Below are 20,534 nucleotides of genomic sequence, written 5' to 3'. Positions count from 1 at the left end.
GGGTCGTGTCATTTCAGCCTTCCTCCAGTCGAACGGTCACGGCCAGCGCTGCGGGCGTGCCGGAGCGGGCCAGCCGATAGGCGATTTCCACCCGCAGGTCGGCGGGCTTGTCGGGCACTTCGAGCACCTCCACCCGGTCGAGCAGGATGCGGCGCTCCCAGCGGCCGAGCGAATCCATCACCCAGTCGCGGATCTGGCGCCGGGTGGCGAGGGTGTTGGGGGCGTGCAGCAGGCGGTCGAGTCCGGCGCCGAACTCGGGACGCATCAGCTGCTCGCCGGGGCGGGTGCTGAGGATCACGCGGATGCCCTGGCGCACGCTGGCCTCGAGATCGGGCCAGTCGAGCTGGCCATGCTCGTCAGGTACCGCAAACAGCGGCCAGCCGAGGAGCGGGCGCGGAAGCTGGCTGGCGCTCATGACTCACCTCCCCCCTTCTTCGGGAAGGGGATGCAGATCTTGATGAACATCATCCATCTGAAGAACAGGTCGAACAGCGACAGGAAGATGTTCAGCACGATGAAGGCGCAGATGGTGATGATCGGGATGTTGAAGCTGCAGATCCAGCCCAGTTTGAGGCCGCTGTCGGCGGGCTTCTTGCCGTCCATCAGGTCGAGCGGATCGCCGCTGAGCAGGTTCTGCATCGAGGCCGGCACGGTGAACGCAACGTTGGGCTTGAGCTTGGCGAGCATGTCCTTGTCGGCCGGGTCGGGCATCGCGATCTGCACCGGCGGCGCGCCGCTGCCCTCGTACCAGGGCGCGATCACGAAGGCCGGGCTGTAGTCGCCCCACACGGTGCGGGCCGGGCAGCTGCCCTCCGGCTTGAGCCGTACGAAGGCGCGCAGCACGTAGCGCGCCTCGGGGTCGTCGAAGCGCCCGGCCATGCCGCTGACCGCCTCGAAACGCAGCTGCAGGCAGGCCGACAGCGCCCGCGCGAGGAGGTCGCGGGTGGTGGTGTCGAGCTCAGGCCAGCCGGCCGGCATGGTCGGCGCCGGCGAGACCGATTCCTCGTTCAGCAGGATGCGCGCCGCCGCGGCCAGGAAGTCGCCGGCCGGGCGGCTGCCCTCGATCGGCTTGCCGGCGGCGTCGGCAAGCGGCAGGCCGATGGCGTTGAGCTGGGTCATCAGGGCGTCGGCCTCGGCGCTGTCGCCGAAGGCGTCGAACTCGACCGCCAGCTGGCGCAGCAGGAGCAGCAGGCGCTTCATCGCGTTGCGGTCGGTGTCGGCCGCGTTGCCGGCAATCGTGGCGAGGTCCGGCGTCAGCGCGCGGCCCGGCCGCGGGAAGCTGTCGGCAAGACCGCGCAGCGGGCCGACCAGATGGTTCCTGAAGTCCGCGGTGGTCGGGCCGAAGGCCGCGTCGTCGAACTGCGGCGCGCCGCCCTCGGCCTTCTCGCTGCTGGTGGTCGGGATCAGGCCGTAGAACAGCGTCGCCGCGGCGGCCTTGCAGACGTCGGGCGGCGCCACGAACATTGGCACCACCGACTCGTTGAGCAAGGCATCGTCCTGGGCGGCGAGCAGCGCGGTGACCTGCCGGTCGAGCACCGGCTGGCCGGTGCCGGGGCGGGCAAGGCGGCGGAGTGCCTCGGGGTCGTGGCGATTGCCGCTGGCCGCGGCGTCGGCCGCGGTGCCGATGCGCGCCCAGCCCTTGAGATTGTCGCCGATCCGCATCCAGCCCTGTTTCACCTCGCGTCCCTGGGCGTCGCGCACCAGCCGGCGGATCACCATGCCGGCGCCCTCCACCCGCTTCGGGTCGATGCGCGGCTCGCCGGGCGTATCGCAACGTGCCTCCATCACGGCCAGGTTGAACTGGCGCTGGATTGGCTGGAACAGCTTGAGCACCTGGGTGCCCTCGGCGGCGCGACGGACGCCCTCGAGCAGCGCCTTTTCGTCGCTGGCGGCCGGCGCCTCGGCGACGCGACCGCCGGCCAGGCCGAGCTGGCGGCTCGCCGCGCGCAGCCGGTTGAAGAGGTCGCGCCCGCCACCGCGCCTGGCGCGCAGCCGGGTGTCGGTGCCGGTGGCAATGGTGGTCGGCCGGGCGAGATTGTCGCGCAGGGCGATGCGCCCTTCGGCATCGCGCAGGCTGGCCAGCACCGCCTCGATGAAATCCTCGTCGCTGCGTTGCAGGATGGCCGGTGCGCCGCTGTCGGCAAGGTCGCGGGGCGCGGACAGGATGACGTCGTGATGGCTCACCATATGTTTCCCGCTCCCGGTGTGTAGCTGGTGGAAACGACCGAGGTGGCCTGCAACACCTCGCACTTGACGACGCCCGAGAACTTGGCCATCGCGGTATCGACGGTGACCATGCCGGCGCTGACCTTGACCTGCGGCGCATCAATCTTGAGCTCGGCGCTGGCGGTGATGCTGATGCGGGCCGCCTCCATGACCACCTGGTTGCCGTTGGAATCCTCCACGGTGACCTTGCCCGGCCCGTCGGAGAGGGTCAGCCGCTGGCCGCCGGGGGTCTCCAGCACCAGCTGCTCCTGGCCCTGCTGGTCGTCGAGCGTGACGGTGACGCCGTTCTTCGAGCGGATGCGCTTGAAGCGGTTGCCCTCGTCGCCCAGCTCGGCCGGCGCGGCGGCGCTCCCGTTCCACAGCCCGCCGATCACCAGCGGATAGCGCGGGTCGCCCTGCAGGAACACCACCAGCACCTCGTCGTCGACATCGGGCATCAGGAAGGCCCCGCGATCCGCGCCGGCGAACGGGCACACCACCCGCGCCCACAGCGGCGCGTCCTGCCCCTCCACCGCGTCGAAGGCCAGCAGGCGCACCTGCACCCGGTTGAGTCGCTCGGGGTCGGCGATGTCGACCACCTTCGCGAGGCAGGCCGACTGCATCCACCCAGCCGCGGGCATGAAGTTGCGGGCGCGATCCATCAGGAGGCCTCCCCGGGGAGGCTGGCGGGCATGAACGATCGCAGCGAGCCGGATGCCAGGGTGAGGGCAGATCCGGTCGGATTCGAGGCGCGTAGCGGAACTACGCAACGAGGAGCCGAGCGGGTCTGGACCATCCTGGTGCCGGCGCAGTAGATCGGTTTCATGTCTGTCAGCCTCCCCAGTAACTGCATTCGCCGACGAATTCGGTGCGATAGCCGGCGCGCACGTCGTAGCGGTGGCGTGCCTCGACCACGTAGTAGCTGTTGTCCCAGCGCGCCGACAGACCGGTGACCGCCACCGTGGTGCCGACCCGCAGCTGGGCGTTGCCCTCGGCCACGCCGTCGAGCCGCACGAAGCGCCGCGCGCGCTGGTCGAAGGCCGCTTCGGCAACCGCCCGCGCCTCGGCGTCGGTGGCCACCGCGAGATGGCCGAGATGCTCGCTGCGTCCCGCCAGCGCCCGGCCGAGCCAGTCGGCGCCGCTGGTGCCGCTGCCTGGGCCGCCATGGGTGAGGCTGCTGGCCTCGCCGCTGACCGCGCTGCCGCCCACCGGATCCCAGCCGGCGGTGGTCACCGCGGTGACCTGCTGCGACAGATCGGCGACCACCCGGGCGCGCGCCAGCTGGCCGTGAAGTTCGAGGGTGAGCTCGCCGCGATGCACCTCGCCGCGCGGCGCCACCTGGAGTTCCTCGCCGACGATCTGCAGGTCGCCGTCGAAGCGTCCGACCAGGCGCCGCAGGAAGGCGAGATCGCTCTCGTTCAGCTGCGCCCAGGTGCCGGTCGGTTCGGCGAGGCCGGTCACGCTCGGGCGCAGGCCAAGCTCGTTGGCGACCGCGCTGACCACGTCGGCCGGCGACATGTCGGTGTACACCTTGCTGCGACGCGCCATGCGGGCACGGCCCAGCGGATCCTCGGCGAGCACCACCAGCTCCGGCGGCGAGCCCTGCACAAACTCGGCCTCGAGTCCGCTGACCACGCCGCGGAACAGCTCGCGGGCCTGGGTCTCGTCGCCGGCATAGACCTCGATGGCGGTGCCGAGGGTGATCCGCGAGCCGTCCTCGAAGGCGTATTCGGCGCGATTGTCGGTGGTGCTGGCCCAGTTGGAGAAGCGCAGCTCGGCGGTCGTCATGCCGCCCTCGGATTCCTCGATACGCATGCCGATCAGCAGCTCCGAGACGCGCAGATCCTCCTGCCCGGCGAGGCGCAGGGTGGGCCTGGCACGATAGACGGCGGACTGGCTGACGGAGGTTTCGACGGGCATCGTGACGGTCTCCTAGTCGGCCAGCCAGCGCAGGCGGCGCTCCTCGCGCAGCGCCAGCTCGCGCAGCACCGCCTCGGTCGCCTCGGCCTGGCGGGCGGCATCGGGCGCCGGCGCGGCGCTTGCCGCCTCGCGGGCCTCCTGCTCGGGCCTCACTTCGGCCTGCATTTCTTCGATCATGATCGGCATCGCCTGTCCCCCTGATCCCTAACGTGCGCCGATGACGAAATCGGCCTCGCCGGCCACGCTGGCCTTGAGTCCGCTGCCACCCGCGTCGATGAGCCGGCCGCCCGGCGCGACCTTGCCGGCGCTCGAGATGCTGGCCGAGCCCTGGAGCAGATTGCCTGGCGACAGCGGCCGGGCGCTGACCGTGCTCTCCACCCTCAGTCCGGTGAAACCGGCGCTCGCCGAGACGCCGGCGCCGCCACCGATCGATGCGGAAGCACCCGCGCCGATCCCGATGCCGCCAGCCGCACCGGCGCTCACGCCGATTCCGGCTCCGCCTCCGATCCCGATTCCCGCTCCGCCACCGATGCCGATTCCTGCGCTGGCCCCGGCACCGACTCCGACGCCGATCCCCGCCCCGCCTCCCGCAGCGAAGGCCGCAGCCGGCAGCAGGTTGGCGCTGCCACCCGCGGAAGCGGCGACGGAGGCCGAAAAACCCGCCCCTGCCGAGGCGCCGATACCGGCCGAGAAGCCTGCGCCGACCGAAGCACCGGCGGAGAAGCCGACGCTCGCCGAGGCGCCGACCGCGAGGCCGCCGCCGGCACCGAAGCGCAGGCTGGCCGAACCGTTGGCCGCCGCGATTCCGCGCGCGGCGCGCGGGTCGCCGGCCTTGTTGGCGGCGCCCTGGGGTCCGCCCTGCGGCCCCTCGTCATCCGGCAGCACCACCGGCTCGGGCGAAAGGTCGCCATCGACCGAGGCCCGGTCGCTGCTGGTGCCGCCCTCGAAGGTGACGTCCTGGCTGGACAGGGTGAGGTTGATCGAGGAGCGCAGCGGCAGGCCGCCGGCCGCGAAGAAGTCGATGGTCTCCTTGTACTGCTCGACCATGCCGGTGAACGAATAGGCGCCCCAGCTGAACTTCACCACCGGCGGCACCTTCTTGCTCTGCCCTTCCGGCACCGGCTGCAGCAGCTGCGCCATCTTGTTGGTGGTGATGCGCACATCCTCGCCGCTGTCGGTGGTGTCGAAGACGAGGTCCATGGTGAGCTTGGCGGTGGTCTGGCTCACGTACTGCTTCTTCTTGGCACCCTTGCCCTCTTCCTTGAGGGTGTTAGAGACCGTGTGCTGCAGGCTGGCCGGATTGAAATGCACCGGCACCGTCACCTTGGGACCGGTCATGGTCTCGAAGGTGGCGGGCTCGTCGATGAGGTCGTCGGGGAATTCGGGCATTGCAGTCGCCTAACTCACGAGCACCAGGCCCTCATGGGCCAGGTGCAACTCCTCGATACCGATCTCGCTGCCCTTGGCATTGAGGTCGGCGGCCTTGAACTTGACCGGCATGGCACGCCGCAGCGCCCAGCGCACCACCGGCTCGTCGGCGCTGTTGCGCATCTCGATCTCCACCTGCAGGCGGTAGGCATAGGCACCGGCTCCGACCTTGGCGAACCAGTTCCACAGGTCGCGCGTGTCGGTCATGCCGCGCTTGAGCACCACGGTGGCGAAGCTCACCTGGCCGGCACGCTGCACCGCGCCGTAGTTGCTGCCGCCCACCTTGATGACCTTGGGCTCCATGGTGGCTTCCAGCCCGGTGCAGTCCGAGAAGGCGCCACGGCACAGCGGCACGTCGGCCCCGCTGGGGTTGCTCAGCGACTGCTGGCTGAAGCTCACGTGGAAGCGGAAGACGTGGAGCGGGATGTCGTTCATCACGCCACCTCGCGCAGCTGTTCGTCGAGCGCGGCCGCCGCGCCGCCGCCGGTCAGGTCGAGCACCACGGTGATGCGCTCGACCGCAGCCACCGGCAGGATGCTGACCTCGGCGCGCAGGCGTCCGTTGTCGAGATCGTTCTGGCTCATGGTGCTGCGGTCGCAGCGCACGCTGAAGGCCTCGGCGGGCGTAGCGCCACCCAGGCCGCCCTCGCGCCAGAATGCGCTCAGCAGTTGCTCGATGCTGCGCGTCACGCGCTGCCACAGCGCTGGCCCGCTGGCTTCGAACAGGGCCGCCTCGCCGGTACGCCGCGCCGCACGCAGCACTGCACCCATCAGGCGGCTCACCCCGCCGGCGCGCCAGGCCTCGTCCACGCTGGCGGTCACGTCCGAGTGCAGCGTCCAGCCGGCTGGCGAAGGCGCGATCACGCAGACCCGCTCGGCGAGGCGGTCGGATGGCGTCTCGGCGATGCCGCTCCAGGCCAGCAGGGGTTCGCTGCCCGACACCGAGGCGAGCCGGGTGCCCGCCACCGAGCGGAAGGTGCCGCGCGCCAGCGCGTTGATCGCAAGTACGCCGGCAAGCATGCCCTCCGGGGCTTCTAGCGTACCCGGCAGATCGACGCTGTGCCGCGTTTTCAGCCACGGCCAGGCGAGCTGCACGAAGGCACTGGCCGCGGCGCGCCCGCCGTTGCTGCTGTTGGGCGCGGCGAGGACCCCGGCGTTCTCTAGGTAGGCGTGAAAATCGGCCTGCGCCCAGCTGTCGCCGTTGCGCGCCTCACGCTGCGGCAGCGGCAGCGCGGCCACCAGCAGCACCTCGCGGTGCCGGCGGGCGATCTGTTCGCGCGCGCTGCCCAGCGCATTGCGCCAGGCAATAAAGCCGTCGTGATCGGCACGCGGCGGGGCAAGGTCGCGCAGACCGACGTCTTGTTCCACCGGTGGCGCGCTATTGGTGGAGCACTCGACGAAGACCTCGGGCGAATTCGGCGGCTCGACTGCGACATCGACAATCGCCGGCTCGGCTGCGCAGATGTCTGCGAGATCCGGCAGGCACAGCAGCGCCACTTCGGGCAGCCCGGCGAGGTGGCCGATGCCGCGCCAGCTCGATGGATCCATCGGGCTGGCGTTGGGGGCGAGCAGCGCCGCCAGCCGGGTGTCGCGCTGGGCGGCACGGGTGCCGGCCGGCTCGAGGTAGGGCCAGGGGTCGCCACAGCGCACGATCACCGCGCGCCGGCCGCCGTTGGCAAAGAAGCTGCGCACCGCCGCACCCAGGTAGCTGGCGCAGCTGCGCGTGCCGGCGCCGACCGGCCGGCTCTCCCAGGCGAACAGCGCGTCGAAGGCGTTCCAGCTCTCGACCACCACCGGCAGCTGCAGCAAGGCCTCGACCTCGGTATCCGGCCGCGCCCAAGGGCCCGAGGTCCAGCGGGCCTCGGCGAGGGCCGTGCGTACATTGGCCGGCAGCGGCGTGGCACGCCGGGCGACATGCCCGACGAAGCAGGCGATGTCGACCCGGTTGGGGTCGGGGGCCGGCGCCAGCGGCGCGAGTTCGAAGGAGAGGCCGTTCATGCGCTTCGCTCCGGATGGGCGGCCACGGCCCCCGAACGCGCACCACCCTGCCCTGCATGCGGCAGGACAGGCGGTGCGGAGCCGGGTCCCGGGCGCAGGCTTTCCATGACTCAGGCCTGGATCTCGAAGCCTTCGGCCGAGAGCACAAGCTCTTCCATGGCCACGTCGCTGCCGCCCTTGCCGGCCAGCGTAGGGCCGGTGTACTTCATCGGGATGCAGCCGCGCAGCAGCCAGGTGCGCACCGGGTTGTGGGCTTCGTCGAGCAGGGTTACCGCCACGGTCTTCTGCGCGGCCGGCCCGGCGGTGCGGGTCTGGTCGATCCAGCTCCACAGGCTGTCGAAGCTGACGATGCCGCGCTTCAGGGTGACGTCGCTGACCTTGTGCACGCCGGCCACCTTGCGCACATGGTTTTCCTTGTCGTTGCCGGCGCGATACTCGGCCACGGTGACTTCGGTGCCGATGCCCGAGACGTCGGAGAAGCCGCCGAACTCTTCGCCGCCGTCGAAATTGACGACGAAGTTGAAGGCGCCATAGGGTGTGATTCGTTCAGCCATGGTTCAGTCCCCCTCGATCAGGCACGGGCATCGGCGGTTTTCTGGCCGATGCGGAAGATCACGAATTCGGCCGGCTTGATCACCGCCACGCCGATCAGGCAAACCAGCCGACCGTTGTCGAGGTCGTTCTGGGTCATGGTGCTGCGGTCGCAGCGCACGAAGTAGGCTTCCTCGGTCTTGGTGCCGAGCAGCGCGCCGTTGCGCCACTCGTTGTAGAGGAAGTCGGAGATGGTCTGGCGCACGTTGGCCCACAGGCGCTCGCCGTTGGGCTCGAACACCGCCCACTGGGTGCCGCGGTCGATCGACGACTCGAGGTAGTTGAAGTAGCGCCGCACGTTCACGTACTTCCACTCGGGGTCGGACGAGGCGAGCCGCGCGCCCCACACGCGGAAGCCGCGGCCGGAGAGGTAGCGCAGGCAGTTCACGCCGATCGGGTTGAGCATCTCCTGCTGGGAGAAGTTGATGTCCAGCTCGAAGCGCAGCGCGCCGCGCACCACCTCGTTGGCGGGCGCCTTCCACACCCCCCGCTCGGTGTCGTTGCGGGCATAGATGCCGCACATGAAGCCCGACGGCGGCAGCGCGATCTCGCGCGGGATGTCCTCGCGCCCGGGCCGGGCCAGCGGGTTGGGCACCACCACCCACGGGTAGTACACCGCCGCGTAGCGCGAATCGATGAGGCCGCGCAGGGTGCGCGCCTGTCCGGGCGTCTGGTCGCGCGGCAGGTCGAGCACCGCGATGCGGTAGGCGCGCCGCGATTCGGCATGCGAGATCAGCAGGTTGTTGATGGCCTGGCTTTCGGCATAGGCGGAGGAGCCGGGCGCGGCGACGATGGAAATATCCTCGAGACCGGCGAGCTCGCCTAGGGCGAGCGAGTAGTTGGCGGCCACCGGTTCGGCGCCGTCGAGACCGCCGGTGAGCGCGATGACCCGCTCCAGCTCGCCGGCGGCGTTGGTGGTGGCGCCGGTGAACAGCGCGTTGCGCAGCTCGAGGGCACTCACGTTGGCCCCGATGGTCACCGCGAACATGTTCTGCAGGTGATCGGCGCGGCGTGCCGGCGTGGCCGACATCACGTGACCGACCCAGGCCGGGTGGCTGCTGTCGTAGCCAAGGCCCTCGTAGCTGAGGTCCTCGCCGTCGGCGTCGATGGCGATCACCAGCAGGGTGACGATGCGCGGCGTGTCGGCGGCCAGCGTCGCGGCGACCTCGGCGGCGGCGCTCGGGTCGGTCGCCGGATGCCAGTCGCTGCCGACCTTGAGGTGGTAGGCGGTGGTGCCGCCCGCGCCGGTGACGAGCAGCGTGCCGGCCGGTGCGTTGGCCATCGCGGTGGCGGCGACCGGCGCGAGCTGCTCGCGCACCACGACATTGCCGTTGCCGATGCTGCCCGGGAAGCGCGACACGAAATGCACCGCCTCGTCGGCGGCGGCACCGTCGGCGGTGACCTGGCCGCTGGCCGTCGCCGCGCCGGTACCGACCGCCCGCGACACATAAAGGCGGGAGCCACCCTCGTTGAAGAAGGCCCGCACCGCATGGGCGAGATAGTTGGTGTTGGGCGAGGTGCCGGTCAGCGCCAGGTCCGAGATGCCGCCATAGATCCGCTCGAAGTCGCCGAAGCTGGTCAGCAGCTCGGGCACCTCCTGATCATCGGTGGTGGCGCGGAACGGGCCCTTGCGGGCCGGCCCGGCGAACGCGGTGGTGCTGGTGCCCACGCCCTCGATTGACTTGGCGCGGAAGCTGGTTTCCTCGACATAGACGCCGGGAGCTAGGTACTCGGGCATGGCAGGTCTCCTTCGATCGAGCGGGCCGGGCCATGAATGCCCGGATAACGGCCTCGCCGCCTATGGCAGGTCGAGGCCCAGGTTGAGATTCAAGGCGCCCCGCGCTGCGAGGCTCACGTTCTGCTGGGTCGTCGGCAGCGCAGCCCGACGGGTTTCGAGGTCCAGCGGGTCGACCAGCGGCACCCCCGCAGGCTGCCGACCCGCCCGCACATCGACGATCGGCGTGCGGGTGCCGAGCGCGGGGTCGAAATACACTTCCACGGTGGCGGCGATGCTGCTCACCACCACCGCGTCCTCGTCTTCCGACCAGGTCGTGACCGGCACCCCGACCACCGGCACCAGCGCCTCGCCGCGCCAGTCGCTGATGCCGCGTGCAAGCACCTCGCCGGCCGCCACGATGCGCAGCAGCGCGCCCCCCAGGGCGGCGCCGTCGGCGTTGTCGGTGACGCTGGCACGCACCGCGGTCCAGTTGGTGCCGAGGTCGGCGGTGGCGCTCGGGTAGAGCGGAACGTCGACCGCGACGAAGAGCGAGTCGGCGCCGGCCGCTTCGGGGTCGCGGGGCAGCGCGATCGAGGCGAGCCGCGACAGGTAGCGGCCGACCGGATCGCGCAGCACCAGTTCGAGCACTTCGCTGCCCGGCGCCGGCAGCGCAGGCGGGGCGTCGAAAGCAGCGGCATGCGCGGCCAGCCGCGACCACTCGTGGATCACGTAGAGGCCGCTGCGGTTGCGGACGATGCGGGCGCCCTCGCCGGAGATGTCGACCGGGCTGCGCAGCGCGAGGCCTGTGGTCCCGTCCACCGGCCGCAGCGCGCCGAGCACGCGCCATTCATGGCGCTCGAGCTCACGGAATTCGCGGACGCTCACGAGGCCTCCTCGCCGTAGGCAAAGCGCGCCGCGACGACCGGCCGGAACTGCGCGTCGTCGCTGTCCGGGTCGATACGCACCAGGCGCGCGACGTAGGACACCGAGAGCCGGTAGGACGGCGTCAGCGCATCCCAGATGCGCATCACATCCTCGGTGGCGAGCTCGGAAGGCACGATCTGGATCACCTCGTCGCTGCCCCATCCGGCATCCGGCGCCAGTGACGAGGCATCGAGCACCGGGTACTGGTGCAACTGGCGCAGCGCCCAGGTCAGCGAAACCTGCTCGTCCTGCGCAGTCATCCCCCAGGCGCTCATCAGGTAGTGCAGGTCGAGTCCCAGCGGTCCGACACCCGCGCCCGAGCCACGCAGATGGGCGCTCTGGCGGGAATGCTCATTGACCGTGACGCGATACAGGAACAGGGTGATGCGGTTGCCCTCCTCGAGCTCGCCGGCGAGCTGGCCGGCGCTCACCAGGTCGAAATCGCAGGCCGGTAGCGGCCGCCCGCCGATCTCGGCCGGGTAGGTGTTGCGCAGGAAGGTCGCGATCGAGCTTCCCACCGAATGCACCCCGAATACGTTCGCCATCGTTCCCCCGGCTGCCTCCCTCAGTGCGACCGTCCGGTTGCCGGATCTGCCGCCGCCCCGTAGATCCGCCGCCCGTCCGGCATCTGTCGCCAGTCCACGAGTCCATGCTCGACGAGCCGTCCCAGCGCGGCACGGACTTCATCCAGCGAAGCGTCGAGCCCACCCTCCGAGAGCCACCACCTTGCGATGCCCTCGGCACTGTCAGCCGCATCCGGATGACGTGCCAGGTAGGCCTCGATCGCCCCCGCTACCGCACCGAGGCGTTCATCCCGCATGACGGCCGACTCCGAGGTCTTGTGCGCAATGCCTATGCGAAGGACGTGCCAGCTCTCCGGAAACAGCCCGGAACGGCAGGCTGGACAAGGTGATCCCCGCAAATCGGGGACGCCTGCGCAGATCATGACGATCCGCGATGCGGGTGATCCGACACCCACGTCGCCGAGCCTGCCCGATCGACGCCGACCCGCGGCAACGCCGGGCGCCCGCCGAGGCGGCAGACTCAATCGCAGGGTGGGTGAAGGAGGGACCGGGGTGGGTCGTTGCAGACCCGGCCCACCCCCGACAACCCGTGTTCGATCCGCGCTACCTGCTTTCACCGTCGTCCCCCTGCAAGCATCTCGTGGAGCTTCGACTATCCGGCCGGGCCGCAATGCCACGCAGTGCAACAGGCACGCTGAGGATGTGACAAATCACCATACGGGCGGGAGAACGGATGCACCCGGTCCGTCTTGCGGCCCTTTGCGCAACACGGCGAAGCACCGGCAGACACGTTTCACCAAACGACGTTGGCGACTAGGCTCAGGTGGCAAGGGCTGCATCCGGGAGGCACCGCTCGCGCAATCCGCCTCGTCCTTGCCCGACAACGCCAAAGGAGAGACGCCATGCTGACCTACATCTCGCTCTGCAGCTTCACCGATCAGGGACTTCGCAATATCAGGGAGACAATCGGGCGGTCCGACGCCGTCCGGGAGCTCGCGTCGAAGTTCGGAGTAAAGATGACCGACATCCACTGGACGCAGGGACAGTACGACCTGGTGGTCACGGTGGAAGCGCCCGACGAGGCGTCGGCAACCGCCTTTTCACTGGCGGTCGCCTCGGGTGGCAATGTCCGCATCCAGACCATGCGGGCATTCACGCGCGAGGAAATGGCGGCCACCCTCGACAAGTTGGGCTGAAGAGCCGCTACGCCCAAAAAAAACGGAACCGGCCAAAGGCCGGTCCGGAAAGGTGAAGCTGGCGGGTTTCTTGATCGTTCTTTCGCCCCCCGCCGGGCATCCTGCAAAACGCCGCGCTCAGCGCTGGCGACGCCCTCGCACGGCGCCGAGACCGGCCAGCCCCAGCGCCACCAGAAGTGCCGAGGCAGGTTCGGGAATCGGCTGCGGGTCGCCGGTGATCATGTCCTGCACACCCGGGGCCTCGAGCGTCATCGCCAGAGACGGATCGAGATCCGCCACGCCCGGGTCGAGCACCGCCGAACGGAACTGCTGCCACCAGTTGTTGGTGGCGCTCTCGAGACCGCTCGCCCTGAAGCTGCCGGTGCCGAGGTCCCAGCCGGTATCGTATTTGCTCTCCCAGATGCCGAGCTGGATCGCGGCACCCTGCGCCGCGCTGACAGGGTGCAGCCACGCATACGGATCGGCCCAGTCATTGCTCCCACCGTTCAGGGTGAAATTGACCGCCCCCAGGAAATCGAGGGTACGCGCAGTCGGGCCATCGAAATTGATGGTGTAGTCCGCCTCCTGACCGGAGCGGACGTTTTCATACAGGTCGTAGCAATACATGTAGAGGTCGTCGAGCCCATCGACGAAGATCGACGGTGATGCACCCACCACATTCGACCCCGTCCCCTGAAAGCGACCCGCAGCGACCGAGGCACTCCCCGACGGGTAAACAATCTGCACCGCGTCATATCCCGAGCCATTGAATATGTTCGAATCGAACTTGACGTGAACGCTCGCCGCCATGCTCACAGTCGACAAAAAAAGGCCAGCGACTGCGGCACACATTTTCGTGAATTTCATGTTCCAGATTTCCAGTTGAAAAATACTGAAAATCTCAAATGCAATTAGCGGGCCAGCCTCATGAAAGGACCGAATTCATTGGGGTGTAGCCAAACCCTTAATTACCTATTGATTCTCCAATGACAATTCGCATTCTTTTTGTAAAAACCGCCGACATGAAATATTTAACGAATTCTGTTTCCGATAATTTCTGCCAATTCATTTCAAACCGTGAATTAAATAACGAATCGTTCCTCAACCCGGCAGCGCGGCGATTCTTCAAACGGAAATCGATCCGCCCGTTTCGTCGATTCCGCAGCGTTTCAAGCAGCTGTTCCTCACCGCGGCGGATCACGTCTGGCGGCGAGGAGCTGTAAGCTTCGGGGCAGCTTCTGCTATCGTCGCGCAGATGGAATCGATCATTTCAATCAAGGCGCTTTCCAAGCGCTACCAGGGCGGCTTCGAAGCGCTCAGGCATATCGACCTCGAGATCCGCCGTGGCGAGATCCTGGCCTTGCTCGGCCCCAACGGTGCCGGCAAGACGACCCTGATCAGCATCGTCTGCGGCATCGTCAACGCCACCGAGGGAGAGGTGACGGTGGATGGTCACGATATCGTCCGCGACTACCGCGCGGCACGTTCGCTGATCGGCCTGGTACCGCAGGAACTCACCACGGATGCGTTCGAGACGGTGCACTCGGCGGTGTCCTTCAGCCGGGGCCTGTTCGGAAAACCGGCGAATCCGGCGCACATCGAGAAGGTGCTGCGTTCGCTGTCGCTGTGGGAAAAGCGCAACAACCGCATCATGACCCTGTCCGGCGGCATGAAACGCCGCCTGCTCATCGCCAAGGCCTTGTCGCACGAACCGCGGGTGCTCTTTCTCGACGAGCCCACGGCCGGGGTGGACGTCGAACTGCGACGCGACATGTGGCAGCTGGTGCGCGGCCTGCAGGCCGACGGCGTGACAGTGATCCTGACCACGCATTACATCGAGGAGGCCGAGGAGATGGCCGACCGCATCGGCGTCATCAACCGCGGCGAGATCATCCTGGTGGAAGAGAAAACCAAGCTCATGCAGAAACTCGGCAAGAAGCAACTGACGATCCAGCTGCAGGCACCGATCGAGACCGTACCCGCATCGCTCGCCGGGTTGGGCCTCGATCGCTCACCCGATGGCGAAACGCTCACCTACACCTACGATGCGGCCCATGAACAGCCCGGCATTGGTGATCTGCTCAACAAGCTCAACAATGCCGGCATCGGGTTCAAGGATGTGCACACCACACAGAGCTCGCTCGAGGATATCTTCGTCAGCCTGGTGAAGGACACCCGATGAACATCCACGCAATCCGCGCCATATACCGCTTCGAGATGCACCGCGCCTGGCGAACCCTGACCCAGAGCATCATCTCGCCGGTCATCTCGACTTCGCTCTATTTCGTGGTCTTCGGGGCGGCCATCGGCGCGCGCATTCCGGAAATCGACGGAGTGAGCTACGGCAGCTTCATCGTGCCCGGCCTGATCATGCTCTCGCTGCTCACCCAGAGCATCTCGAACGCTTCTTTCGGTATTTACTTTCCACGCTTCACCGGCACGATTTACGAGGTCCTGTCGGCACCGATCTCCTATCTCGAGGTAGTCATCAGCTACGTCGGCGCAGCGGCAACGAAGTCGCTCATCCTCGGCGTGATCATTCTCGCCACCGCCGGGATGTTCGTCCCCCTGCGGATCGAGCACCCGCTGTGGATGGTGCTGTTCCTGATCCTCACCTCGATCACTTTCAGCCTGCTCGGATTCATCATCGGCATATGGGCGGATGGTTTCGAGAAACTGCAACTCGTGCCGATGCTGATCGTCACGCCCCTGACCTTCCTCGGCGGCAGTTTCTATTCGATCAACATGCTGCCGCCGTTCTGGCAGAAAGTGACGCTTCTGAACCCGGTCGTGTATCTGGTGAGCGGCTTTCGCTGGAGTTTCTATGGCATCGCCGACGTAAGCCCGGCACTCAGCCTCGCAATGACTCTGTTCTTCCTCGCAGTCTGTGTGGCGATCGTCGGCTGGATATTCCGGACCGGATACAGGCTCAAGGCATGAATCACGCGCTCGTCCGATCCGGCCACGGCAAGCATGCGGGGCGATCGATACAAAAAAAGGAATCAGCATCCGCACCCGTTATTGCAGTTACCATATGCAAGCCTCTTCGGAGGTCGATCATTCATCGATTCGGGGGAAGAGTCCCGATGCAGGTCCAGTCTCATGGGTAGCGGAAAAGACGTGTCCTCCAGCGCTCGAGCTTCATCGGCCCGCGGGCATTCACACCTTCGCGACGGCGGGACCGCGTCTTCGCCTCGACGCGCAAAGCGACCGCAGCGGCCGGCCAGCCCGGGGACGGACACGCGGAGCCCTCGCTAACATGATCCTGCCCTCACTTGCCGAACTCATTGGCATGGCGCCGCAGGCTTCGGCGCTGCCGCCCGTATATCACGCCTGCCGGGACATTCTGGAAGGCCGTGTGGCCGGCACGGCAACCGGCATGGCGAGCATCATTTCCGCCTCCCCGCTTCATGCGAACCGCGTCCTCGCGATGGTCAATGCACCGTCGGAAGGCGATGCCACGCCGATCCACACGATTTCGCGGGCGGTCAACCTGTTCGGCATGCAGCGGATACACGACCTCGTGCTGGCCAGTTGCCTGGCCGAAACACTGCATCCGCTGGTGTCGGTCTCGAAGCTGAAACACTTCTGGCGGCAGAGTCTGAGGATGGCCCAGGGCGCAAAAGCCGCGGCCCGTGTACTGCGTCTGCGGGATCCGGAGCGGCCGTTCGTCGAAGGGCTGCTGGCGGACATCGGGCTTCTCCTGATGTGGCATGCGGATGCCGCCGCCATGCGGCAGGTGGAAGCGGAAGCCATCGGTCAGGCGATACCGGTGAATATGCGCGAACGCGCCTGTTTCGGATACGACAACGCCGATGTCGCTCGCGAACTCGCGAGGGCCTGGGGCCTGCCGTCGGCGCTGATGCTCGCACTGGGCGGGCAGCACGCACCGGTCGATGCCGCGCCTCACCAACTCGAGGCAGCCCTGCTCAATCTTGCGCGCTCACTTGCCAGCGTCGTGCCGGGCACCGGCTCCACCACGCTATTGTCGCGAGACACCTTGCACATCCTCGGCCTGGAGGATGAACCCACGCTGTCGAAGCTACGGCGGGAGGCCCTTGAAATTCCCGACTGGCTGCCGGAAGCGCTCGGCCTCAACGAGGCGCCACCCGCCCGCAGAGCCGATTGAAGCCGCGAATCAGGCGGCAGTCCCGTCCGAAACGGTCACACGGTTGCGCCCCGAACGCTTCGACATGTAAAGCGCCTTGTCCGCCTCATCGATAAGCGCCGCCGGGTCGCCAACCCCCGGACGCAGTTCCGCCACGCCAAAACTCGAGGTCACCGTCAGGCCCACCGAGGTACGCACCGACGGTCCGGCGTGCCGCTCGATATCAGAACGCAGCCGCTCGGCGATCGACGCAGCCTGAGCTGCGTCGAGACCTGGCAGCAACACACAGAACTCCTCGCCGCCGTATCGACACAGCAGGTCCCCGCTGCGAACACCACTGGTCAGCGATCGCGCGACTGCCTGCAACACCTGGTCTCCGACCGCGTGTCCGTAACGGTCGTTGAATTCCTTGAAATGGTCGATATCGCTCATGATGCAGGAAATCCTGCGCGTGCCGCCCGGCACGTCCGCAAAGAGTGCGTCCGCTCCCTCGAAGAATGCTCTCCGGTTGAGGCACCCGGTAAGCGGATCCCTCGTTGCGAGCCTCGCAAGCTCGGCGTTCTGCGCCTTGATCTGCTCCTGTGACCTGTCGAGCTCGGCGACAGTAGCCAGCAACTGGGTATTCGCCAGGTGCAGCGCCGTGACGTTCTTGAAGGACACCATGCAACCCCGAAGACGCGCCCCGCCGTCCTCGATCGCTGCCGCGCCGACCAGCAGCCTGAGCGGCTCCGACGACCCTGGCAAGCTCAGCTCCAACGGCACATCGGACTGTTCGCCACGGGTCTTCATCGCCCGATGCCACGGATAACCGTCCTTGTCGGCGCCGAAGCCCGCTACCAGCCAAGGCAGATTGGAGATGATCCGCCCGGTCAGATCCCCCGCAGCCTGCGGGTGCAGTGCCTTGAAGACCTTGTTGGTCATCATGATGCGTGCCTCCGTGTCGAGGATGACCACGCCCTCACCCAAGGTATCGAAAGCCACCCGGACACGCTGGGGGATGACGGACCCCGGGTCAAGATACTGCAGGGCCCGACGCAGGTAGAGGTAAAGCAAAGGGAAACCCAGCAATATGCCCAACGCCACCGCACGCACCATCGGATCCGCCAGCCAGCCAAAAAAGGTGGTGGGAAGCACCGGCCGAAAAACGATCTCGGTTTCCCCCCATGGAGCGCCACCCTCGAGAATCGGGACACGAACCTGAGTGAGCGTGGACCGCTCACCGTCGGGCAGGGTCCAGACGGCAAGGTGCGGGCCGGCAAGCGCGACAAGGTGTTCATCGCGCGAACGCACCCCGATCGAGACGATCTCCTTGTCCCGCTCAAGCACCTGCTTGAGTGTTCGATCGAGTGCTTCGCGCTGGTCGGCCTGCACCAATGCCGTGACCTGGACCGCCAGGCTCTCGCTCAGGCGACCGCGAAGCCTCGCCGCCGTATCCGCACGATCGGGTACGACATCGGCGAAAAGGTCGACGAGGAGGAACAGCGACATCATCAATCCCAGCACGCCGAAGGCCAACCGGCTGGCCGGTCCGAGAAAACTCATCGTTCGAGCTCCCTGACAGGGTGGTGTGTGAATACTTCCGCCGCCGCAGCCTCTTCGTGGCGCGCCTCGAAGGCCGATTCTTCAGCGGAAGGCACCTGCCCGTCGCCCCGACGACCATCATCATCAGGTCCGAGCACCGGCAACGGATCGATGCTTCGCCAGACCGGCATCGATACCATCAGGCTGCCGACCAGACCCGCAATCCGGGTTGCCCACCAGACCACGCCGACACTGAGCACCGCGCCGGCCATGGTGACACCGGTAAACATCACCGTTGTCTCCCGCGCATCGCTGGCAAGACCATCGAGGAGCCCACCCTGCACAACGAAATCCCCCGTCGAACCACCGCCGGGCACGGAAGCCAGCATCGGTCTGAAGCCCTCGAGATCGAGCAGGAGCCGGGGGTCGAAACTGATCACGTTTTCGGCAATGAAATCGTCGATCCGGCGGTTTCGTGAATCTGCCGACGCCAGCCCCGCGTGGCCGGCCGACAGGCCGGGAAGTGCTTCGGGGATAGCAGCAGCGACCGCATCACGCGCCCCCGCTTCGCCACGCGGCAGCGTACCACCTGAAGGCGTCACCACCGCCGGGCCGTGACCCGGCACCTCGCCCGCACCTTCGCCCTGCTCGGGGGTGTTGGTGCCGTTCGGCTTTTCGCTGCCCCCGGGGAAAAGCGGCAAACCCGCATCAACCGGAGCGGAGACTTGCACACGAGCACTCAGCCAGGCACTCCAGGCATCGCCATCGCCAACCCGCACATCGAAAACCGGTGCCGCATCGGCCCCCTGGGCCGCCACATAACGCACATCGCCCGCGACGAGCTGGCTTTGCGTGAACGTCACCGTATCCGCGGAACTCAACACGCCTTCGATCAACCAATGACCCGAGCTTGGCTGGGATACCTCGTAGCGCAAGACATCGAGCGCGCTATCCTCATCGTGGGCAAGCAGGTTCTCGGTACCGAACACGACACTCTGCCCCGATCTGACCGAGACCGCGACGGACTCTATCCACGGAGCATCATTGACGAACGCATAATGCACGGTTGCGGCAAGTGTGTTCGCCCCCGCCGTGCCGTCGTTGACCGTCACATCGAAGCCCGGGGCCACCTCGTTACCATCATCGACGAACTGCACCAGGCCCCCAGAGAGGTCGGCACTCGTGAAGCTCGTGATCGGGGTGCCAGCGGCGCTCGATAGCTGGAAATAACCGCCCGAGATGCTGCTCACCGTGTAGGTGAAGCTCGAGCTGTCCGGGTCAGCCACACTGAAGTTGCCCGCACCGAGCGTGACGGTCTGGCCTTCACTCACCGTCAGGTTCGCGCTGTCGAGCACCGGCGCATCGTTCACCGGTGTGTAGCTGATGGTCGCGCTCAGCGTGTTCGAGTCGGCCGTGCCGTCGTTGGCCGTCACATCGAAGCTCGGGGCAAACTCGTTGCCATCATCGACGAACTGCACCAGGCCACCAGTGAGATCGGCGCTAGTGAAACTCATGATCGGGGTGCCGGGCGCGCCGGAGAGCTGGAAGTAGCCACCGCTGACCGCACTCACCGTATAGGTGAAGCTGCTGCTGTCCGGGTCGGAGACGCCGAAGTTCGTGCCGGACAAGGTCACCGTCTGGCCTTCACTCACCGTCAGGCTCGCGCTGTCGAGCACCGGCGCATCGTTCACCGGCGTGTAGCTGATCGTCGCGCTCAGCGTGTTCGAGTCGGTACTGCCGTCATTGGCCGTCACATCGAAGCTCGGTGCCGCTTCGTTGCCGTCGTCGACGAACTGCACCAGGCCTCCGGTGAGATCCGCGCTCGTGAAACTCGTGATGGACGTGCCAGCGGCGCTCGCGAGCTGGAAGTAGCCACCCGAGACACTGCTCACCGTGTAGGTGAAGCTCGCGCTGTCGGGGTCAGTCACACCGAAGTTGCCCGCACCGAGCGTAATCGTCTGACCTTCGGAGAGCGTCAGGCTCGCGCTGGTGAGCACCGGGGTGTCGTTCACCGGTGTGTAGCTGATCGTCGCCGTGAGCGTGTTCGAGTCAGCGCTGCTGTCGTTGGCCGTCACATCGAAGCTCGGTGCCACTTCGTTGCCGTCATCGACGAACTGCACCAGGCCACCAGTCAGGTCGGCGCTCGTGAAACTCGTGACCGGGGTACCGGAGGCGCTACTCAATTGGAAGTAACCGCCCGAGATGCTGCTCACCGTGTAGGTGAAACTGCTGCTGTCCGGGTCGGAGACGCCGAAGTTCGCGCCAGACAAGGTCACCGTCTGGCCTTCGGAGACCGCCAGGCTCGCGCTGTCGAGCACAGGGGCATCGTTCACCGGTGTGTAGCTGATGGTCGCACTCAGCGTGTTCGAGTCAGCGCTGCCGTCGTTGGCCGTCACATCGAAGCTCGGTGCCACTTCGTTGCCA

The 20,534-nt window shown here is 67.2% G+C and carries 21 protein-coding genes; 5 read left to right on the top strand and 16 right to left on the bottom strand.

Annotation, left to right across the window (positions count from 1 at the left end; genetic code table 11):
* Positions 1 to 13: 13 nt before the first annotated feature.
* From GQB03_RS19430 to GQB03_RS19420, 3 genes are read right to left on the bottom strand one after another with little or no spacing between them, the layout of a single operon-like run.
* Positions 14 to 415: a GPW/gp25 family protein gene (locus GQB03_RS19430; protein WP_159692884.1), complete on the bottom strand. Its 402-nt coding sequence runs from the start codon at positions 413 to 415 to the stop codon at positions 14 to 16.
* The gene (locus tag GQB03_RS19425; RefSeq protein WP_159692882.1) at positions 412 to 2,184 is read right to left on the bottom strand and encodes a hypothetical protein; all 1,773 of its coding nucleotides are present in this window, start codon (positions 2,182 to 2,184) and stop codon (positions 412 to 414) included. The genes GQB03_RS19430 and GQB03_RS19425 overlap by 4 nt, the downstream gene beginning before the upstream one ends.
* The gene (locus GQB03_RS19420) at positions 2,181 to 2,867 is read right to left on the bottom strand and encodes a phage baseplate assembly protein V (protein WP_159692880.1); all 687 of its coding nucleotides are present in this window, start codon (positions 2,865 to 2,867) and stop codon (positions 2,181 to 2,183) included. Before GQB03_RS19420 ends, GQB03_RS19425 begins: the two co-directional genes overlap by 4 nt.
* Before the next feature lie 30 nt (positions 2,868 to 2,897).
* On the opposite strand from GQB03_RS19420, the gene GQB03_RS23445 reads away from it, so the two are divergent.
* On the top strand, positions 2,898 to 3,020 hold the full coding sequence (locus tag GQB03_RS23445; RefSeq protein WP_268817571.1) for a hypothetical protein: 123 nt from the start codon (positions 2,898 to 2,900) through the stop codon (positions 3,018 to 3,020).
* A 16-nt stretch (positions 3,021 to 3,036) separates the two neighbouring features.
* Here the strand turns inward: GQB03_RS23445 and GQB03_RS19415 are convergent, their stop codons facing one another.
* The 10 genes from GQB03_RS19415 to GQB03_RS19370 form a co-directional block, all read right to left on the bottom strand.
* On the bottom strand, positions 3,037 to 4,125 hold the full coding sequence (locus tag GQB03_RS19415; protein WP_159692878.1) for a phage late control D family protein: 1,089 nt from the start codon (positions 4,123 to 4,125) through the stop codon (positions 3,037 to 3,039).
* A 12-nt stretch (positions 4,126 to 4,137) separates the two neighbouring features.
* A complete protein-coding gene (locus tag GQB03_RS19410; RefSeq protein WP_159692876.1) occupies positions 4,138 to 4,311 on the bottom strand; it encodes a hypothetical protein in 174 nt (57 codons plus the stop codon).
* Positions 4,312 to 4,329: 18 nt separating this feature from the next.
* Positions 4,330 to 5,514 carry a CIS tube protein gene (locus GQB03_RS19405; RefSeq protein ID WP_159692874.1) on the bottom strand — a complete coding sequence of 395 codons (1,185 nt, stop codon included), beginning with the start codon at positions 5,512 to 5,514 and terminating at the stop codon, positions 4,330 to 4,332.
* A 9-nt stretch (positions 5,515 to 5,523) separates the two neighbouring features.
* Entirely contained in the window at positions 5,524 to 5,988 is a 465-nt protein-coding gene (locus tag GQB03_RS19400; protein WP_159692872.1) for a phage tail protein, read from the bottom strand.
* Entirely contained in the window at positions 5,988 to 7,550 is a 1,563-nt protein-coding gene (locus GQB03_RS19395; RefSeq protein WP_159692870.1) for a phage tail protein, read from the bottom strand. The genes GQB03_RS19400 and GQB03_RS19395 overlap by 1 nt, the downstream gene beginning before the upstream one ends.
* Positions 7,551 to 7,660: 110 nt before the next feature.
* Positions 7,661 to 8,104 carry a phage tail protein gene (locus GQB03_RS19390; protein ID WP_159692868.1) on the bottom strand — a complete coding sequence of 148 codons (444 nt, stop codon included), beginning with the start codon at positions 8,102 to 8,104 and terminating at the stop codon, positions 7,661 to 7,663.
* A 17-nt stretch (positions 8,105 to 8,121) separates the two neighbouring features.
* Positions 8,122 to 9,879, bottom strand: a complete 1,758-nt coding sequence (locus GQB03_RS19385; RefSeq protein ID WP_159692866.1) for a phage tail sheath family protein — start codon at positions 9,877 to 9,879, stop codon at positions 8,122 to 8,124.
* Between the two features lie 60 nt (positions 9,880 to 9,939).
* Positions 9,940 to 10,743, bottom strand: a complete 804-nt coding sequence (locus tag GQB03_RS19380) for a hypothetical protein (protein ID WP_159692864.1) — start codon at positions 10,741 to 10,743, stop codon at positions 9,940 to 9,942.
* Positions 10,740 to 11,327 (bottom strand): DUF4255 domain-containing protein, encoded by a 588-nt coding sequence (locus GQB03_RS19375; protein ID WP_159692862.1) that lies wholly within the window; start codon positions 11,325 to 11,327, stop codon positions 10,740 to 10,742. The genes GQB03_RS19380 and GQB03_RS19375 overlap by 4 nt, the downstream gene beginning before the upstream one ends.
* 20 nt (positions 11,328 to 11,347) lie before the next feature.
* On the bottom strand, positions 11,348 to 11,602 hold the full coding sequence (locus tag GQB03_RS19370) for a hypothetical protein (protein WP_159692860.1): 255 nt from the start codon (positions 11,600 to 11,602) through the stop codon (positions 11,348 to 11,350).
* A 606-nt stretch (positions 11,603 to 12,208) separates the two neighbouring features.
* Here GQB03_RS19370 and GQB03_RS19365 point away from each other — a divergent pair.
* Positions 12,209 to 12,502: a GYD domain-containing protein gene (locus GQB03_RS19365; protein WP_159692858.1), complete on the top strand. Its 294-nt coding sequence runs from the start codon at positions 12,209 to 12,211 to the stop codon at positions 12,500 to 12,502.
* A gap of 117 nt (positions 12,503 to 12,619) precedes the next feature.
* Here the strand turns inward: GQB03_RS19365 and GQB03_RS19360 are convergent, their stop codons facing one another.
* Complete coding sequence (locus GQB03_RS19360) at positions 12,620 to 13,348, bottom strand: PEP-CTERM sorting domain-containing protein (protein WP_159692856.1); 729 nt, start codon at positions 13,346 to 13,348, stop codon at positions 12,620 to 12,622.
* Between the two features lie 388 nt (positions 13,349 to 13,736).
* Between GQB03_RS19360 and GQB03_RS19355 the strand changes: the two genes are divergently transcribed.
* The 3 genes from GQB03_RS19355 to GQB03_RS19345 all read left to right on the top strand — a co-directional run bounded on the left by GQB03_RS19355 (position 13,737) and on the right by GQB03_RS19345 (position 16,610).
* Entirely contained in the window at positions 13,737 to 14,663 is a 927-nt protein-coding gene (locus tag GQB03_RS19355) for an ABC transporter ATP-binding protein (protein WP_159692854.1), read from the top strand.
* Entirely contained in the window at positions 14,660 to 15,421 is a 762-nt protein-coding gene (locus tag GQB03_RS19350; protein ID WP_159692852.1) for an ABC transporter permease, read from the top strand. Before GQB03_RS19355 ends, GQB03_RS19350 begins: the two co-directional genes overlap by 4 nt.
* 319 nt (positions 15,422 to 15,740) lie before the next feature.
* Complete coding sequence (locus GQB03_RS19345; RefSeq protein ID WP_159692850.1) at positions 15,741 to 16,610, top strand: HDOD domain-containing protein; 870 nt, start codon at positions 15,741 to 15,743, stop codon at positions 16,608 to 16,610.
* Positions 16,611 to 16,619: 9 nt separating this feature from the next.
* On the opposite strand, the gene GQB03_RS19340 is transcribed toward GQB03_RS19345, so the two are convergent.
* A complete protein-coding gene (locus GQB03_RS19340; protein WP_159692848.1) occupies positions 16,620 to 18,131 on the bottom strand; it encodes a GGDEF domain-containing protein in 1,512 nt (503 codons plus the stop codon).
* A partial coding sequence (locus GQB03_RS19335; RefSeq protein WP_200832317.1) for a cadherin-like domain-containing protein occupies positions 18,128 to 20,534 on the bottom strand: 2,407 nt, incomplete at its 5' end. The genes GQB03_RS19335 and GQB03_RS19340, both read right to left, overlap by 4 nt.

It is taken from the genome of Cognatazoarcus halotolerans (genome assembly GCF_009800965.1).
Taxonomy (GTDB): Bacteria; Pseudomonadota; Gammaproteobacteria; order Burkholderiales; family Rhodocyclaceae; genus Cognatazoarcus; species Cognatazoarcus halotolerans.
This window is presented reverse-complemented; position numbering and strand designations above follow the sequence as displayed.

What these genes read in the sequence shown, in the direction of transcription:
- GQB03_RS19360 (WP_159692856.1), bottom strand. Translation starts at nt 13,348, where the DNA reads ATGAAATTCACGAAAATGTGTGCCGCAGTCGCTGGCCTTTTTTTGTCG.
- GQB03_RS19415 (WP_159692878.1), bottom strand. Translation starts at nt 4,125, where the DNA reads ATGCCCGTCGAAACCTCCGTCAGCCAGTCCGCCGTCTATCGTGCCAGG.
- GQB03_RS23445 (WP_268817571.1), top strand. Translation starts at nt 2,898, where the DNA reads ATGAACGATCGCAGCGAGCCGGATGCCAGGGTGAGGGCAGATCCGGTC.
- GQB03_RS19350 (WP_159692852.1), top strand. Translation starts at nt 14,660, where the DNA reads ATGAACATCCACGCAATCCGCGCCATATACCGCTTCGAGATGCACCGC.
- GQB03_RS19385 (WP_159692866.1), bottom strand. Translation starts at nt 9,879, where the DNA reads ATGCCCGAGTACCTAGCTCCCGGCGTCTATGTCGAGGAAACCAGCTTC.
- GQB03_RS19345 (WP_159692850.1), top strand. Translation starts at nt 15,741, where the DNA reads ATGATCCTGCCCTCACTTGCCGAACTCATTGGCATGGCGCCGCAGGCT.
- GQB03_RS19375 (WP_159692862.1), bottom strand. Translation starts at nt 11,327, where the DNA reads ATGGCGAACGTATTCGGGGTGCATTCGGTGGGAAGCTCGATCGCGACC.
- GQB03_RS19400 (WP_159692872.1), bottom strand. Translation starts at nt 5,988, where the DNA reads ATGAACGACATCCCGCTCCACGTCTTCCGCTTCCACGTGAGCTTCAGC.
- GQB03_RS19365 (WP_159692858.1), top strand. Translation starts at nt 12,209, where the DNA reads ATGCTGACCTACATCTCGCTCTGCAGCTTCACCGATCAGGGACTTCGC.
- GQB03_RS19355 (WP_159692854.1), top strand. Translation starts at nt 13,737, where the DNA reads ATGGAATCGATCATTTCAATCAAGGCGCTTTCCAAGCGCTACCAGGGC.
- GQB03_RS19410 (WP_159692876.1), bottom strand. Translation starts at nt 4,311, where the DNA reads ATGCCGATCATGATCGAAGAAATGCAGGCCGAAGTGAGGCCCGAGCAG.
- GQB03_RS19390 (WP_159692868.1), bottom strand. Translation starts at nt 8,104, where the DNA reads ATGGCTGAACGAATCACACCCTATGGCGCCTTCAACTTCGTCGTCAAT.
- GQB03_RS19430 (WP_159692884.1), bottom strand. Translation starts at nt 415, where the DNA reads ATGAGCGCCAGCCAGCTTCCGCGCCCGCTCCTCGGCTGGCCGCTGTTT.
- GQB03_RS19340 (WP_159692848.1), bottom strand. Translation starts at nt 18,131, where the DNA reads ATGAGTTTTCTCGGACCGGCCAGCCGGTTGGCCTTCGGCGTGCTGGGA.
- GQB03_RS19420 (WP_159692880.1), bottom strand. Translation starts at nt 2,867, where the DNA reads ATGGATCGCGCCCGCAACTTCATGCCCGCGGCTGGGTGGATGCAGTCG.
- GQB03_RS19370 (WP_159692860.1), bottom strand. Translation starts at nt 11,602, where the DNA reads ATGCGGGATGAACGCCTCGGTGCGGTAGCGGGGGCGATCGAGGCCTAC.
- GQB03_RS19395 (WP_159692870.1), bottom strand. Translation starts at nt 7,550, where the DNA reads ATGAACGGCCTCTCCTTCGAACTCGCGCCGCTGGCGCCGGCCCCCGAC.
- GQB03_RS19405 (WP_159692874.1), bottom strand. Translation starts at nt 5,514, where the DNA reads ATGCCCGAATTCCCCGACGACCTCATCGACGAGCCCGCCACCTTCGAG.